14 protein-coding genes and 1 tRNA gene are annotated in these 15267 nt (G+C 51.2%); 3 read left to right on the top strand and 12 right to left on the bottom strand.

Annotated elements, in window-relative coordinates:
* Positions 1-96 precede the first annotated feature (96 nt).
* Both HMPREF0733_RS07805 and HMPREF0733_RS07800 read right to left on the bottom strand, forming a co-directional pair.
* On the bottom strand, positions 97-441 hold the full coding sequence (locus HMPREF0733_RS07805) for a hypothetical protein (RefSeq protein ID WP_013398815.1): 345 nt from the start codon (positions 439-441) through the stop codon (positions 97-99).
* A gap of 294 nt (positions 442-735) precedes the next feature.
* On the bottom strand, positions 736-1713 hold the full coding sequence (locus tag HMPREF0733_RS07800; RefSeq protein WP_013398814.1) for a hypothetical protein: 978 nt from the start codon (positions 1711-1713) through the stop codon (positions 736-738).
* A gap of 195 nt (positions 1714-1908) precedes the next feature.
* Here HMPREF0733_RS07800 and HMPREF0733_RS07795 point away from each other — a divergent pair, with 195 nt between their 5' ends.
* Together HMPREF0733_RS07795 and HMPREF0733_RS07790 are read left to right on the top strand one after the other, a co-directional pair.
* A complete protein-coding gene (locus HMPREF0733_RS07795; RefSeq protein WP_013398813.1) occupies positions 1909-2502 on the top strand; it encodes a methylated-DNA--[protein]-cysteine S-methyltransferase in 594 nt (197 codons plus the stop codon).
* Between the two features lie 98 nt (positions 2503-2600).
* Complete coding sequence (locus HMPREF0733_RS07790; RefSeq protein WP_013398812.1) at positions 2601-3305, top strand: DNA-3-methyladenine glycosylase I; 705 nt, start codon at positions 2601-2603, stop codon at positions 3303-3305.
* A gap of 110 nt (positions 3306-3415) precedes the next feature.
* Here the strand turns inward: HMPREF0733_RS07790 and HMPREF0733_RS07785 are convergent, their stop codons facing one another.
* The 3 genes from HMPREF0733_RS07785 to HMPREF0733_RS07775 form a co-directional block, all read right to left on the bottom strand.
* Entirely contained in the window at positions 3416-3811 is a 396-nt protein-coding gene (locus tag HMPREF0733_RS07785) for a DUF1304 domain-containing protein (RefSeq protein WP_013398811.1), read from the bottom strand.
* A gap of 184 nt (positions 3812-3995) precedes the next feature.
* On the bottom strand, positions 3996-5654 hold the full coding sequence (locus HMPREF0733_RS07780; RefSeq protein ID WP_041321727.1) for an L-lactate permease: 1659 nt from the start codon (positions 5652-5654) through the stop codon (positions 3996-3998).
* A 616-nt stretch (positions 5655-6270) separates the two neighbouring features.
* Positions 6271-6344, bottom strand: a tRNA-Pro gene (locus tag HMPREF0733_RS07775).
* A 290-nt stretch (positions 6345-6634) separates the two neighbouring features.
* On the opposite strand from HMPREF0733_RS07775, the gene HMPREF0733_RS07770 reads away from it, so the two are divergent.
* Positions 6635-7234 (top strand): NAD(P)H-dependent oxidoreductase, encoded by a 600-nt coding sequence (locus tag HMPREF0733_RS07770; RefSeq protein ID WP_041321726.1) that lies wholly within the window; start codon positions 6635-6637, stop codon positions 7232-7234.
* 93 nt (positions 7235-7327) lie between these two features.
* On the opposite strand, the gene der is transcribed toward HMPREF0733_RS07770, so the two are convergent.
* From der to HMPREF0733_RS07735, 7 genes are all read right to left on the bottom strand, one after another.
* Entirely contained in the window at positions 7328-8917 is a 1590-nt protein-coding gene (gene der, locus HMPREF0733_RS07765; protein ID WP_013398808.1) for a ribosome biogenesis GTPase Der, read from the bottom strand.
* Positions 8918-9009: 92 nt separating this feature from the next.
* Positions 9010-9735, bottom strand: a complete 726-nt coding sequence (gene cmk / locus HMPREF0733_RS07760) for a (d)CMP kinase (protein ID WP_013398807.1) — start codon at positions 9733-9735, stop codon at positions 9010-9012.
* 96 nt (positions 9736-9831) lie between these two features.
* Positions 9832-10968 carry a prephenate dehydrogenase gene (locus tag HMPREF0733_RS07755; protein WP_013398806.1) on the bottom strand — a complete coding sequence of 379 codons (1137 nt, stop codon included), beginning with the start codon at positions 10966-10968 and terminating at the stop codon, positions 9832-9834.
* On the bottom strand, positions 10968-12041 hold the full coding sequence (locus tag HMPREF0733_RS07750; RefSeq protein ID WP_013398805.1) for a pseudouridine synthase: 1074 nt from the start codon (positions 12039-12041) through the stop codon (positions 10968-10970). Before HMPREF0733_RS07750 ends, HMPREF0733_RS07755 begins: the two co-directional genes overlap by 1 nt.
* Positions 12042-12127: 86 nt before the next feature.
* On the bottom strand, positions 12128-13063 hold the full coding sequence (gene scpB / locus HMPREF0733_RS07745) for an SMC-Scp complex subunit ScpB (RefSeq protein ID WP_013398804.1): 936 nt from the start codon (positions 13061-13063) through the stop codon (positions 12128-12130).
* Positions 13060-14052 (bottom strand): segregation and condensation protein A, encoded by a 993-nt coding sequence (locus HMPREF0733_RS07740; RefSeq protein ID WP_013398803.1) that lies wholly within the window; start codon positions 14050-14052, stop codon positions 13060-13062. The genes scpB and HMPREF0733_RS07740 overlap by 4 nt, the downstream gene beginning before the upstream one ends.
* A 144-nt stretch (positions 14053-14196) precedes the next feature.
* The gene (locus tag HMPREF0733_RS07735) at positions 14197-15093 is read right to left on the bottom strand and encodes a ParA family protein (protein ID WP_013398802.1); all 897 of its coding nucleotides are present in this window, start codon (positions 15091-15093) and stop codon (positions 14197-14199) included.
* Positions 15094-15267 lie beyond the last annotated feature (174 nt).

The raw sequence follows: 15267 nt of genomic DNA, 5'->3' as shown, positions 1-15267 counted from the left end.
AGACGCTGGCAATTTGGGAAGCAGAGTCCCCTATACATTGACAAACTATGCTGTCGAGTAGTTAAGCCACCGGATATAAGGTATACCGTTCGGATTTTAAGAGACAACTCTAGCCATCCAAGTACGAAGCATAGGAATTTCGTTCGGGTCAACGGTCGCGATAATACGTTCACAATCTGCGCTGGTTAAAGCTAAATAATCTTCTGGGACATGATATGCATCTCTGAGTTCTCCTGCATACACACCTGGGAAACCACCGCCCATCAGAAAAGGTGGCCTATTATCACCAATAAGCACGTGATCAGGATCAGTGTCTAACATGGTCAACGCACGGTCATAGAACTCATACCCACCAATAACAACGGTCTCTTGGCTGGTCTCAAACTGTATATCTATATAATAAAACCGGGGCAAAAAATAGCCGCTTGTGTTTACGAGCATCAGGACTGATACTCACGCGCATCGTCGAAAGCGGGAGAACCGGCACGCTCTGAGAATAGTCTCTGGCTTCCTGCTCGCTAGAAAAACGTATGGGCATCTACGCACTCCCTTCGGCGCTGCGTATGTTTAGGGTATCAAACCTATCGAAAAAGCAGCCAGCGTCTCAGAAGATTAGGTGATACACCTAGAGGATTAGAAATATCCCGTACACTTTCCTGCATCTTCGTAGGGAAAAGCGGACGATATGCAGGAAAGTGTACGGGATACGAGTCTATCATCGCAGGATTCGCAGGGTTAACTAGAGATGCTCTCAGGTTCTTCAAGCATCTCTGCACGTAGTTTTGCATCACGTTTACGCACACGACGAGCATTGTATTTATGCCCTGCGGGGTAGAAAAAATAAAGTCCCACAAGCGTAAAGATAGAAATCATCATAATACTCGTGAATATTCCAGAGAAAACTCCAGCGCTCCCCTTTTCTGCAATATCTTTTGCAATATTGTTCATGACCGATCCTGGCAGAGTCATTCCGCACAGAACGTAAAGACAAAATTGCCACCATTGGTAACGCACAAAATTTCTACGGAGAGCATAGGTAACAGCGGATTGCAATTCGGCATATCGCGTTCTGAGACTTTGCGACGCCTTCTGAATATCCCGGATGCGCCCCAGCGTCTTGGCTGCATCGAGAGCGGCCTCGTAAGAGACAAAAACAGGCTTACCTTCAAACTCGATTGCGTGCGCCTCAGCAGCGCGCAAAAACAGGCTGGTCTGCGCATCAGTCAGAGAGGAATCGTCCTGCCCCTGCCGTCGCTTATGCGCGCTAACCGTCATGTTCTCAGCAGTATCGAATAACTTTGCGCGAGCCGATACATAGTTAGGTTCTAAGGGGTTCAACTCAATGAGTTCCCCATACCGATCGATCGCAGTTGTAATATGTCCCAGATCGACGGCAATAGCTGCTTCAAGTTCTAGAGCTTCCTCATAGGTTACGGGAAACCCGGAATTGTATGCCAATCGTCGACGTGCTTGGATAACATTAAAATATGCGGTATTAAGTTCCCCTCTATACCGTTGAGCGCAAGCTAGTCCATATAAACCTACCGGGTCTTCAGGTACTAAAACGTTGAGCTTTTGGGCAGCGAAATAAAGATTTATGTCATCACTATCATCAAGATAGTCAAGAACTAAATTACGCCAGTAATCTAGGTTTGGCACCGAATGTACGGTATGCGCGCCCACAGTTTTTTGCGGGTAAGTCAAGGAAGTCATCTTTGGGTCCCGAATTATATGAGTGAAAGAGTGAGTGTGTAAGTTTTATTTTACCCAAAATAACTAAAAAATTTAAAAACAACTATGTATTTTATATCATATTTTTATATAGTAATATGCAATGTAAAGTTTTTCTATGTCATGTTTTCGCGGCAGAGTTTATGATTAAGGAAGTAAAAACGCAAAGGAGCTGTCATGAGCGAGAAGAAACCTAAAGCACCACAAGAGCCCATTAACACCACAACAAAGCGCTGGCACAGCCTCATCGACAGCCCAGTAGGACACCTTTATCTTGCAGCAAGCTCCAAAGCTCTTACCGGGCTTTGGTATGAAGAACAGACACATTTTCCTATACCAGACGAGCTCGGTGAGTTTATTCCAGACCCCTCGGCAATCGCTGCAAACAGCGAGCCAGCGCCTGCAGCGAGCATCCTTAAGCACACCACTCGCGAACTGCAGGAGTATTTCGGCGGCAAACGTACAACCTTCACAATTCCTTTAGCGCCTGAGGGAACAGATTTTCAGCTCATGGTATGGGAATATTTATGTTCAGTCCCCTACGGATACACCACGACCTACGGAACCATTTCGCATGCCGTGGGACCGGGAGCACCCGCACAGGCGGTAGGACAAGCTGTTGGGCACAATAAAATTTCAATCATCATCCCCTGTCATCGCGTTTTGGGGTCTAATGGCAAGCTCACCGGCTACGCAGGCGGGCTCGACCGCAAACAGTTCCTTCTAAACCTCGAAGAACCTGCAGAAATTCGCGAGGGTCGACTCTTTTAGACTCTCGACTATTTTATCGAAATAATATTCTATAGTTGCCTTCCAGCTGAATTTCTATATACTATACTAGTACATATTTACGATACTAGGAGGTAGTCATGGCGTCAGATAATTCTGCGAACGCTGTCGCTTCTGGCAAAGTCGAAACGAGTGCAGACCGAAAATATCCTGCTTGGGTACGTCATGACCTTGAACGCGACTACTACGATAAGGAGTGGGGCATACCTATCACCCATGAAACCGGGATGCTTGAACGGGTGTGCCTCGAAGGATTCCAGGCAGGGCTTTCGTGGTATACGGTCTTAGTCAAAAGGCCAGTGTTTCGAGAAGTCTTTGCCGATTTTGTTCCTGAAAAACTTGCAGCCTTTACAGACGATGATGTCGAACGGCTACTCCACGATAAACGTATTATTCGGAACAACCTCAAGATTCGTGCCACTATCTCAAACGCACGACTAACTCTTAACCTACGCGAGCGTGCAGCTGCTGGAGACGAGTCATTAGCGGGATTTCACCTTCCGAACGGGTTATGGGTTGAACCTGGTTTACCCGCTTTTATCTGGTCTTTCCTTCCCGAAAGCACTATTACTCCAAGCACCCTTGAGGAGGTTCCTACACAAAACGACGTCTCTGTAACCATGTCGAAAGCATTCAAGAAGCTCGGAGGCAAATTTCTAGGTCCAACCAGCTGTTACGCCTTAATGTGTGCCATTGGTATGGTAGATGCGCACCTACTGGACTCACACCGGCGTGGATCATCAGGATTATTCACTCCCGAAGGAGAATTGCGTCGGGGCTCATAGATATAAAGGGTCTTGGTTAAAACGAAGAGATTCCTGCCCCGCCTACTGAAAGGCGAAAGCAGAAACCTCTATCATGTTGCAAGCTCGGTCTTATTTCGTGAAGCTCTGCGTTATGACACCATCGTGAAAAGCAGTACGAGAGATAGGATTGGCGGCACGCACTGAATCAGCGCGGGTTTACGCTTATCCGGTGAGGTCGCGAAGAGATAAATTCCCGCGACGGCCATCGAACCTAGACCGGCAAACATGAGGGCTATGCCAACTTGAGGCAGACCACCAACCCAGAACGCTAACAGGCCGGTTGCTGCAATCCAGGCCAGCATGAGATTGTAGAGCCCTTGATTTGCAGCCATTTCTTTGGAGGCTTCGGCAAATTCTTCCGTGGTACCGAAGGTATTCCGACCCCGAGGTTTAGTCCACAGGAAAGTCTCAAGAATCCAGATATACACGTGAATAGCGATGGACACGAATGCGAAGACCGTGACGACGCTTGCCAAGGTAGACATTGTTATTTCCTCTTTCTCGAAGGTAGTCGGTAAATCAAGCACCAATTCTACTATCTCATCGTCATAATCCGTAAGACAGCCAAGGCTCAAGGATAAACAAGAGGAACCTCCTCCCACTTACATACAGAATACGCCAGCTCATACCTCGTTCGAGGCACAAGACTGGCGCATTCGGGGGTATGTGCTAGTGGACGACGAGCGACAGCAGGTATACCCACACGCAGGTCAGCACCAGCAAAATGGCGCTGTACTTGATCGCCATTGAGGTGATCTTCGACTCCTGCCCAGAGCTTTCCACAGATGCAGCCGCAATAGCGATAGACTGCGGCGAGACAATCTTCGCCATCACACCGCCGGCGGTATTTGATGCCACCAGCAGGGTGGGGTTCACGCCGATCTGGTGAGCGGTAGTCGATTGCAGACCCGCGAAGAGAATATTGTTGTTAACCACCGAACCGGTCACAAAAACGCCAATCCAACCAATAATCGGTGAGAAGAATGGGAAGAATGTACCCACCGTCGCAACGGCCAGTGCGATGGAAGAGATCATACCCGCATAGTTCATCACGTTAGCAACTGACATCACAAGACAGATCATAATGATGGGCGTCTGCAGCTGTTTCCAAGCACCGCCCAGCTCTTCGAAAGCGGCCTTCCAGCTGATGGAGGAGAACAGCACGGTAATAATAACAGCCACAAGGATCGCGGTACCCGAGGCTCCCAGAATATTCCAGGTGAAGACGGCTTTCACAGGGGTCGGGTTTTTAGCGATAGGAGCCACCTGCTCGATCGCCCCATGAATACCAGGAACATTGACAAGGATATTAGTGAAACCTAGGGGGCCATCGCTCTCCCCTGCTTTAGCTGCTTTAGCGAATACCGGTTTTAGAACCGTAGACCAGAGCAGAATTGCGACGGACAGGTAGATGAATGGGCTCCAAGCCTTGAATATTTCACCGGAGGTATGCTTGGTCTCGCCTTGTGCTTGCACTTCCTCCAGGGAGGGAGCGGTAGGCTCACGGAAAATATGCTTGGGTTGCCATGCGCGCATGATGAGAGCCAAAACGATCAATGATAGAAGCGGCGGAATAATATCAACCAGCTCAGGGTTTCCCAAGGTCAGTAGCAGAAGGGATTGTCCGCCAGAGTAAACGGCACCAACAATCAGAGCCACCAAGCCGGTTTCGCGTAACCCGCGTATCCCGTCTTGGATAACGACCATGAGCACTGGGATAAGCATCGCAAAAATCTGCAGCACAGGAACCATATTTGCCGATAATTCGGCCAGAGGAATACTGCCTTTTTCGGCGCCGGTGCTGACCGGAATACCGATAGCACCGTATGCACCGGATGAAACGTTAGCAACCAGCGCGAACATTGCGGCCTTGAGCGGGTTAAACCCGAGGCTGACCAGCAAAGCCGCACAAATTGCGATCGGAATACCGAACCCTGCCGCGCCTTCGAGAAATCCACCGAAGCAGAATGCGATCAGCAGCATCTGGATACGCTGGTCAGTGGAGATGGCCGAGATAGAGGAACGAACAATGTCGAAGTGACCGGAACGCACTGTAATGCGGTATAGCCACACCGCCATGAGCACGATCCAGCCGATAGGCCATAGGCCAGCCAAGAAACCATAAAGGATTGAGCCCGCTCCAGCGCCTACTGGCAGCCCAAATACGAAGATTCCGATACCGAGTGCGAGTGCGAGAGAAATAATCGCCGCTTTGATACCGCTGAGTTTGAGAATGGTTAGTCCAAGGAGGAAGAAGACAATGGGGATTACCGCTACTAGTGCTGAGAGCATAGTGGAATTGAGCGGGTCATATACCTGCTGCCACATGGTTTTTCCTTTCCGCGACATACGCGGTTCTTAGTGGTCACTGCGTACCGCTAATGTGGATTAACGTGGGTTCATGAACTTTTACCCAAGATCCACGGTTGCGATTCTGTGGTTTTTGGCTATGAAAGCCAGTGTGTGCGGATGTTGCTTCCACACTGCGCTACCAGTACCTCTTTGTAGTGTCAAGGAATTTACCTTGGCAGACCAGCTGTAGACACCTCATCCACTCCAAAATATACCACTATCGACAGAATAATTCGCAAGTATTCCCACTCAAAGACAGGAACATCATAGTTGTACTTTCACCTAAAGCGTATTCTTGCCTAGTGAAAGCCATAATACGCAAAGTATACGAATCGAGACAAAAAACGATATTGATTCGCGAAATAATCTATCCAAGAAAGAGCTTGCAGTGACATCGCCCTCACAGATCTAAAGAATGTTCAGATGCGGTAAAAAATACGAGAGTAGCAGCCCAATAACCAAGACGGGGATTACCCGTACCACGGCAGAGCTTAACAAAAAACGGCGTTGTAGACAGAAAACAGCGATATACGATAAACCCAATATAAAAACGCTCCAATCGATAGTTTTACCGATTAGAGCGTCTTCTGCGTCGGGTTGACAGGATTTGAACCTGCGACCCCTTGACCCCCAGTCAAGTGCGCTACCAAGCTGCGCCACAACCCGATGTACATCACACTATTATGTACCGTGTTTCCAGGAAATCCCTGCGAACACTCGAATAACTATACCCCAGGTTCTCACCCCGTGCAACTTAGAAAACGCGAAAATACTGGATTTTTCGCTGCCGCTCAATATATATTCCACACAGACGACTAAGGGAACTTTGAGAACATAGCGTCTCTTCAGAATGCTTGGATTCCTGCCAAAGCCCTGCTTGCATATGGGCTACTGCGATGACAGTGTTAAAACACACTGACTCTTCACAGACGCTACAGATTTTTAGAGAGGGCATCATGAAAAACCTCATTATTTTCGATCATCCCTACACTGCCGAGGCTTGGCGTAATATCCCCCATCAGCGGTCTTTTTGCGCTGCCCTATGCAAGAATATAACCGATAAACTTGAGGCACGCGGCGACGAGGTCGATCTTCTTGATCTACATGCCGATGGTTTCGACCCGGTCATGCGAGCAGAAGATCTTGCTAACTGGCGTCGTGGTAATCCCATCACTAACCAGATAGCGGACTATCAGGCGCGTGTAAAATCCGCAGATCGCTTGATCTTTATCTTCCCTATCTGGTGGGATTCTATGCCCGCCATGACCAAGGGCTTTATCGATAAAGTCTACGCCAAAGATCTGCTGTACACACAGCCTAGCGAATACCGGCTTGTCACTACGCTGAATCACGATACCGAAATCGTTCTTGTAACCCCGCTCGGTATGCCCTTGCCCATATACAAATACATCATGCGAGCGCCCGCCGTCAGAATTTTCAAACAAAGTATTTTCCGGAAGACCGGGATCAAAAATTTCCGGTGGCTTCCTTATGCGCGGGTAGACAAAATGACAGCTGAGCAACGCGCCCAGTTACTCGCAAACGTACCTTTTTAGATGAGCGCGACGAATTAGCCAAGGGAAGCATAAGCACCCCACCAAAGATATAAAGGGTGGGGTGCTTATGCTCGTTCACGTTTGGGTAGCAAGTTAGCGTTTGCGTGAGCCCTTGCCGCTCTTTTTCGCTTTGCTCCCCTGACGGTCCCCGAGGGAGCGGCGTTCGCGCACGCGCATCGAAATTTCGATCGGCGTACCTGTGAACTCAAAGGTTTCACGCAGGCGGCGCGTGATAAAACGCCGATACCCCGGGTCTAAGAACCCGGTTGTAAAGAGCACAAACTTCGGCGGGCGTGAAGACACCTGTGTACCGAACAGGATGCGCGGCTGCTTACCGCCACGCAGCGGATGGGGATGCGCCGCCGCCAATTCACCTAAGAAAGCGTTCAGTCGCCCGGTTGGGATACGCGAATCCCAAGATTCCAGCGAGCGTTCCAGGGCGGGAACCAGCTTATCTTTATGCCAGCCGGTTTTTGCCGAGATATTCACACGCGGAGCCCATTTCACATGTGCCAGGTCGCGGTCAATTTCGCGTTCGAGCATGTCGCGGCGTTCCTCATCGAGGGTATCCCATTTGTTGAAGGCCAATACCATAGCGCGACCGGAATCGATCGTGGTCTGAATGATGCGCACATCCTGCTCGCTCAGCGGTTCGGAAACATCCAGAAGTACGACCGCGACTTCAGAGCGTTCCAGAGCTGTCTGGGTGCGGAGTGAAGAATAAAATTCAGCGCCTTTCGCCATATGCTGACGACGGCGAATACCTGCTGTATCGATGAATCGCCACGGGTAACCCCCCAGATCAATAACCTCATCAATAGGGTCGCGTGTAGTACCCGCGAGATCGTTCACGACGGCGCGTTCGGAACCCGCTAGTTTGTTCAGCAGTGAGGATTTACCCACGTTGGGGCGGCCGATAAGTGCCACACGGCGAGGTCCGCCCGGTGCCTCCGGCTGCGCGTACTGGGAGTGCTCGGGCATAACCTCTAGAAGCTCGTCGAGGGCATCCGCCAGGCCACGACCGTGCAAACCCGAAACAGGGAAGGGCTGTCCCATGCCCAGCGACCACAGGCTGTAGATTTCCGGTTCCAGGTGGGAATCATCGATCTTATTTGCCATCAGAATGATAGGCTTCTTGACACGGCGAAGCATACGCACGATCTGTTCGTCTGAGGCGGTAATTCCCACGCGTGCGTCCACAACGAGGATGACAACATCGGCCTGCTCAACCGCAATCTCTGCCTGATCCGCTACCTGAGCGTCAATACCACGAGCATCGGACTCCCAGCCGCCGGTATCGACAAGGGTAAAGCGTTTGCCAACCCATTCGGCTTTATAGGAGACGCGGTCGCGAGTCACGCCCGGCTTATCTTCTACCACGGCTTCCCGACGCCCCAGAATGCGGTTAATAATGGTGGATTTTCCCACGTTGGGGCGCCCCACGATAGCTACTACAGGATCGGCGAATTGTTCGTTGTCTTCGTCAAAGTCAAAGCCCCAAGCGCCAAGAAGGGCACGGTCTTCTTCATCAAGGTCATAGTCGTCGAGTCCTTCCAGAAGAGCCTGCGCACGCGCTTCTGCGGTTTCGTCGTCAATATCGGCTAAACGTTCGGTGAGGTCATCTTCTCCGCCGCCTAGGTATTTGTCTTCGTAGTCGTCGCGGGTAGCGTCGTTCTCAGCCATGCGCCGTCCTTTCTTCTGCGCGAACGCCAGCTTAAGGCTTGTCCTAGCAGCTTTAATTTCTCACTAGTATGTTCGCTGTCTTTTCAAGTATTTTATGCGGTCTCGGTCCCTGCAGAGGCATCCCGTGATGCTTGTCGTTTCGCCTTCACCTGTGCATTAACAGCATTAATAACTGCTGATACGGTCTCGTTAAAATCCAGATCCGAGCTGTCTACCAAGGCTACACCGGGGGCGGCTTCCATAAAATTGTTTACCTTAGAATCCTGGGTATCGCGTTCAGAGATCTGCTGCGTAAGGTCGCCGGACTCCCCTGATTTTTCGGTGTTCTCTAGTCCACGGCGTGCCATGCGTACCTCTTCCGATGCGGTTAGCAGTATGCGTGCATCTGCATCCGGTGCCACCACGGTCGTAATATCTCGCCCCTCTGCCACAATACCGTTGACTGCGTGGTTGATCGTCCAGCGCTGTAGCTCGATGAGGTGTTCACGAACGGCAGGCACAGAGGCTACCGCAGAGACGGCACCAGAAATTCGTTCAGTGCGGATTTCCTCGCGAATATCGGTGGTGCCCATCAAAATTTCTTCTTCTTTGATATTGGTTCCGAAGACGAGCGGCATCTCTCGCACAGCTTTCCCGATAGCGTCTTGGTCAGCAAGATCAATATCGAGTTGAAGTACACGATAGGTTGCGGCACGATACATAGCGCCTGTGTCTAGGTAAGCTAACCCAAAATGGCGTGCGACTTCTTTTGAGACCGATGATTTTCCAGAACCTGACGGTCCATCGATCGCGATCGTAAGTTTAGGGTTCTCATGCATAACATTACTTTCTGTCTGCGAGGGGTCCCGCATGTTGAGTGTCAAAATAATCTTGAATATCCAGGCTTACGGGGGGTAACTGCTGAAGAACGCCAGCTATTTTACGACTTTCCAGCCTCGTTCCGTAAGCCCGTCTACCAAATAGTCGTGTTTTGCCGGGTTTACCGAAACCTCAGCCATACCGACGGGCGCGCCCGTGGAGTGTTCCAGTCGCAAATCTTCAAGGTTAACCCCCAAGTCACCAATATCTGCCAGCATCCGTGCCAAAGTTCCGGGCTCATCATCAACCAAAACGGTGAGGGTCGCAAAAGCCGTCGGAACTCCGCCGTGTTTACCAGGGATGCGTGCCACACCGGCGTTACCTTCGCTCATCAGCTGCGCAAGATCAAGCCTGGCGCCCGATGCCAAAGGATCTTCTAATGTTTCAATCAGACGGTTTAAATCTTCTCGCACACCATAGAGGCTTTTCACGATAGGCGCTGCGTTCGCCGCAAAAATCTGCACCCAGAGTGCGGGGTCGGAAGCAGCGATGCGAACCGTATCGCGAAGCCCTTGCCCTGCTAAACCAAGCGCATATAAGGGAGTTTCCTGCAGCCGAGTCGCTAGCAGGGAGCTCATAGCCTGCGGCAGATGTGAAATCAACGCAACAGTTTCGTCGTGTTCTTCAGCGCTAAGAGTCGTCACGAAAGACCCAAGCTCTACCGCAAGGGCGCGCACTAATCGCACGCACTCGATACGTGCATCGTCATGTTCGCAGATAATCCAGGGACGCGCCTGAAAAAGCTCCCCACGCGCCGCAACCGGGCCGGTCTTTTCACGCCCAGCCATCGGGTGCGAACCAACGTATCGTGAAGCATCAGCATCAGAGGCGAGTACCTGCTCTAAAGGCTGTACTTTAACGGAGGCAATGTCGGTCACGGTAGCGCCCGCATATCCGGGGCTAGGCGCATACTCCCGCAATGCCTGTATGCAAAGCTTTCCGGCTATATCCGGCGGAGAAGCCACAACTACCAGCTGCGGGGCGAAGGATTCACGCTCATCGGACTCAAGGGTACCGAGCCGGGTTCCTGCCCCAATATCTTCGGCGACGGCTTCAACGGTGGGCGAAATATCCTGCAGATAAACTTCAAGCCCCGCAGCACGCAAACCTAGCCCGATAGATGCACCCAATAGGCCAGCCCCTACCACGAGGACCGGTCCTTCCAGCATGGGGGTCATAGTTGTTTCTGTCATTACATCTCCACCGAAGCAAGCAGATGCCCAATTTCGACTTTAGAAAGATTACGAACAGTCCCCTGCTTCTGCGATCCGATACGAATGGGACCCATCTGCACACGAACAAGTTTCTCCACAGGATACCCCACGGCTTCAAAGAGGCGGCGCACAATACGGTTCTTGCCCGAGTGAATGGTCACTTCAATCAGCACATGGCCGGGTGCCGAATCCACAAGTTTAAAGGAGTCCACCCTCGATACGCCGTCTTCAAGGCGAATACCTTTCTTTAGCTCAGCGCCAATACCTGATTCTACTGGACCGCGCACCTGCACCAGATACGTTTTGGGTACCTCATACGAAGGATGTGTTAAACGGTTTGCGAGCTCGCCGTCGTTAGTAAGAAGCAGCAGACCCTCGGTTTCCACGTCTAATCGTCCCACATGGAAAACGCGCTCATTCATAGAGTCACGTAGAAAATCTTTAATGCAGGGGCGGCCATCGGGGTCTTCCATCGTGGAAACGACGCCAGCAGGTTTATTGAACGCCATGTAGATGAGCTTTTCGTTAGTCTGCACGGTCATACCATCAACCTGCACAATCACATCGGCAGGATTAACACGCACCCCCAGCTCGGTCACGACCTCACCGTTAACGGTCACTCGTCCTTCCGTGATCATCTCTTCACATACACGACGCGATGCAACACCTGCCTGCGCCATCAATTTTTGCAGGCGTACACCTTCGTGATCATAGAAATCAAAATGATCCACAGGCGCATTACGGGGACGGCGTGGGCGATGTGGCCCAGAGTAGTTATTTACCCTGTATTCGCCGCGCTCATGCGGGAAAGCTTCACCGGAACGATAGGGGCGATGCGGCGCCCGCCTATCCCGCTTGGAAGCACCCGCACCGTGGCTACGCGCGGCGCGTGGAGACCCTGATGTACCGGCTTTAGACTTTCCACCGCCTGAAGTTTTGCCGCTAAATTTACCGCCTCGGGTTGAGGAGCTAGCGCCCACGCCATTACGTTTCGCGCCGGGTCGAGGTTTCCGCGACTCGGGGTTTTTACCGCGAGAGTTTCCATATGTCATAGTCTTATTCCTTATGTCGTTCGTCTGAAGTTTTCACAAGATTTTGGTGCCCGCCGCTTCCTAGATTTAGTCCGCGGGCGGATAGGTTAGTTACGATTACCGTGTTCAGAGGGGCTGTCAGAGAGCACTGCTGCCTCGGTTTCATCAGGTAAAAGAGGCGCAAGCGCGGGAAGCTCTTCCAGAGAATTGAGACCTAATTTTGTCAAGAAAAGTTCCGTAGTCTCGTAAAGAACCGCGCCGGTTCCCTCCTCTTTACCGGCCGCGCGCACGAGCTGGCGCTGTACAAGCTGACGTACCGATGCATCCGCGTTTGTTCCTCGGACTGCGGCTATTGCGGCACGCGTAACCGGCTGCCGGTAAGCGATAACTGCCAGGGTTTCATATGCGCTTTTGCTCAGGGTAGCGCTCTGTGAACGGGTCACAAACCTCGCTACCCAGGGAGCAAAATCGGCGCGAGAATACAACCGCCAGCCACCGGCAACTTGGCGAAGCTCAAAACCACGCGGCTCGTGGGCGGGAGTGTCTTCACCATATTCCGAATCGTCACCGTTATATTCACGATAAAGCTCGTCAAGAGCGTGCTCAATACTGCGCTCATTGACAATCAAGGCAGCAGAGAGTTCGCGCACACTTACAGGAGTATCAGCAACAGCAAGAATAGCTTCAATAGCGCTTTTCACGCCCCCAGGAATAAGCTCAACGCGCGAGAATTCCTCTGCATCAGCGGCAACCGCCCGGGTTATCTTAGCGGGATGCCGAGCATCCGAAGACGTTATATTTTTATCAGAATCGCGCTCAGTTTCGGCTTTGTGTTCCTGGTCAGTAGAAGTCTGCTCGGGTACCGAGGCATTTTCGCGATCAGATTCTTCTCCGGATTCACTGTCTGTCTCAGTATCGGCATTAGGGTCCCAGTAGCCTAGGTTCACCATCGCTAAATCATTCTCGGTGAATTCATCCTCAAATCGGCTCCCCTGCTGCTGCACGGCTGTCTTACCAGCAGAGTCGAAGGATTCTTCGCTCATGCGGTCTCCTCCCCTGCATTTTTAACGTTCTCTGACAAGGTAAGATCATCCGCGCTATCGCGATGTTCTGGACTGTAGCCCTGCCTTGTATCATGTGCTGACACTGCCGGTTCAGCAGGAACAAAAGCACGCGCATATTCGGTAGCACGTACCGAAATTTCGGCAAGCGGCGCATCCTGATGTACGTCTACCGCACCCTCTTTATACAGTTCTAAGAGCGCCAAGAAACGCACAACTGCAATGTCAAGTCCCTTAGCATCATGCACCAGTGCCGAAAATGTTACCGATGATACCGTCGGTTTACACGCAAGAAGTACATCCAGAATATATTGTTCTTCGTGTGCAATCGTTGTTGAGGCGCCGTGAAGGTGCTCATTCAGTTCCTCAGCAACATCAGCCGGATTCGGTTCTAGATTAGTCGAAAGTTTCGGGGCAAATGCTTGCGCTGCAATACGCGCAAATTCCTCCACTCCCCCTTTGAAAACAAGCTCTGGAAGGGCCTTCACAAATACAGGTTCAAGCGCCACGGTCCGCGGAAAGCGCTGGGTCTCTTCGCGCCAACGATCAGCGAAAATAGCGGCTACCTCACGGTAGGCGCGGTACTGAAGCAACCGGGCAAAAAGCAAATCACGCGCTTCTAGAAGAGCCACATCCTGATCCAATGGTTCATGATTCTGCGGGAGTAGCCGGGCGGCTTTAAGCTCTAGCAGAGTCGCTGCCGTTACCAAAAAATCGCTTGCCTCGTCTAATGCGCGTTCGGTGCCCTGTGAATATAGGGCATGCAGATACTCCAGGAACTCGTCGGTTACTTCAGCAAGCGCAATGTCTGTAATATCGAGCTTACGACGTGTGATCAGTGTTAGGAGAAGGTCGAATGGGCCCTCAAAATTCGGTAAATTAAGCGTGAATCCAGCACCGTTCACCGGATTGGAGGCATCAGACGTCTCATGCGGTGTCGGTACCCTCACGGCAGCGACATTTTTGGTCATAGTTGACCGATTTCCTTTACTGGGGATTGCAGGATAACCTGCGAGATTATAAAAGATACGGGATGCACCGCCCATATTATACGTGCCTTGACACCATACCTTCAAGGTTTATAGGTGGTGTCAAGGCACATGGGATCCAGGGTCTTATCGGGCTCCGCCCTTGTAAATAAGTTCACGGGCTACCTGCCGGTAAGCTTGAGCCCCGGTGTGGTTGCTGGCATATGAGAGGATAGGCTCTGCCGATACTGTAGCATCCGGGAATTTAACGGTTCGCTTAATCACGGTGTCAAATACTTTATCTCCGAAAGCGTCAATAATACGTGCAAGCACTTCTTTAGAATGGATGGTGCGGGCGTCAAACATGGTCGCAAGAACGCCGGTAATTTCTAGATCTGGGTTCAGGCGATCCTGCACTTTCTCGATAGAGTCCACGAGAAGCGCCACAGCTCGTAGGGCAAAGAATTCGCAGATAAGCGGGATGATAACGCCATGTGATGCTGTCAATGCGTTTACGGTTAGCAGGCCGAGCGAGGGCTGACAGTCAATCAGAATAACATCGTACTCATTCTGTACCTTACGTAGGGCTGAGGCGAGTACCTGCTCGCGAGCAACTTCGTTTACTAGCTGAACTTCAGCCGCAGAAAGGTCGATGTTTGCGGGAAGAAGGTCGATGTTCTCGATATCGGTCGGTAGAATAACGTCGTTAATATCGACCTTACGATCCATCATCACGTTGTACACGGTCAGCTCAAGCTCATGCGGATTTGTACCGAAACCAGCGGACAGGGCACCCTGAGGGTCAAAGTCTACAAGGAGCACTTTACGACCACACTCCGCAAGTGCAGCACCAAGATTTATGGTTGAGGTCGTCTTTCCTACGCCACCCTTCTGATTCACCATTGAGATGATGCGGGCGGGACCATGTTGGCTTATAGGCGCAGGGTCGGGGTATTCACGTAGGGGTCGGCCGGTTGGTCCGAGTTCTTGTGCCGGTGCTTCGGTCAACTTATCTTCACCTTCGTCAACGAATTTTCTCTTCATGTATAAGGTTACCCCACACACGCCCGCTCAGCAGGTTTGTGAGTTCGCTTTACGTACGAATTATGTTACATCGCGCTCTGTTCAGGTCTATAAACCAAATATTTGGGAATTCTAGAGGCCCCGCTCACCATAAGCCACAGCGTTATGTAATTCTCATGCTAAATCAGACCTTGC

Origin of the sequence: Rothia dentocariosa ATCC 17931 (genome assembly GCF_000164695.2) — a bacterium.
GTDB lineage: Bacteria > Actinomycetota > Actinomycetes > Actinomycetales > Micrococcaceae > Rothia > Rothia dentocariosa.
This window is presented reverse-complemented; position numbering and strand designations above follow the sequence as displayed.

What these genes read in the sequence shown, in the direction of transcription:
- HMPREF0733_RS07805 (WP_013398815.1), bottom strand. Translation starts at nt 441, where the DNA reads ATGCTCGTAAACACAAGCGGCTATTTTTTGCCCCGGTTTTATTATATA.
- HMPREF0733_RS07800 (WP_013398814.1), bottom strand. Translation starts at nt 1,713, where the DNA reads ATGACTTCCTTGACTTACCCGCAAAAAACTGTGGGCGCGCATACCGTA.
- HMPREF0733_RS07795 (WP_013398813.1), top strand. Translation starts at nt 1,909, where the DNA reads ATGAGCGAGAAGAAACCTAAAGCACCACAAGAGCCCATTAACACCACA.
- HMPREF0733_RS07790 (WP_013398812.1), top strand. Translation starts at nt 2,601, where the DNA reads ATGGCGTCAGATAATTCTGCGAACGCTGTCGCTTCTGGCAAAGTCGAA.
- HMPREF0733_RS07785 (WP_013398811.1), bottom strand. Translation starts at nt 3,811, where the DNA reads ATGTCTACCTTGGCAAGCGTCGTCACGGTCTTCGCATTCGTGTCCATC.
- HMPREF0733_RS07780 (WP_041321727.1), bottom strand. Translation starts at nt 5,654, where the DNA reads ATGTGGCAGCAGGTATATGACCCGCTCAATTCCACTATGCTCTCAGCA.
- HMPREF0733_RS07770 (WP_041321726.1), top strand. Translation starts at nt 6,635, where the DNA reads ATGAAAAACCTCATTATTTTCGATCATCCCTACACTGCCGAGGCTTGG.
- der (WP_013398808.1), bottom strand. Translation starts at nt 8,917, where the DNA reads ATGGCTGAGAACGACGCTACCCGCGACGACTACGAAGACAAATACCTA.
- cmk (WP_013398807.1), bottom strand. Translation starts at nt 9,735, where the DNA reads ATGCATGAGAACCCTAAACTTACGATCGCGATCGATGGACCGTCAGGT.
- HMPREF0733_RS07755 (WP_013398806.1), bottom strand. Translation starts at nt 10,968, where the DNA reads ATGACAGAAACAACTATGACCCCCATGCTGGAAGGACCGGTCCTCGTG.
- HMPREF0733_RS07750 (WP_013398805.1), bottom strand. Translation starts at nt 12,041, where the DNA reads ATGACATATGGAAACTCTCGCGGTAAAAACCCCGAGTCGCGGAAACCT.
- scpB (WP_013398804.1), bottom strand. Translation starts at nt 13,063, where the DNA reads ATGAGCGAAGAATCCTTCGACTCTGCTGGTAAGACAGCCGTGCAGCAG.
- HMPREF0733_RS07740 (WP_013398803.1), bottom strand. Translation starts at nt 14,052, where the DNA reads ATGACCAAAAATGTCGCTGCCGTGAGGGTACCGACACCGCATGAGACG.
- HMPREF0733_RS07735 (WP_013398802.1), bottom strand. Translation starts at nt 15,093, where the DNA reads ATGAAGAGAAAATTCGTTGACGAAGGTGAAGATAAGTTGACCGAAGCA.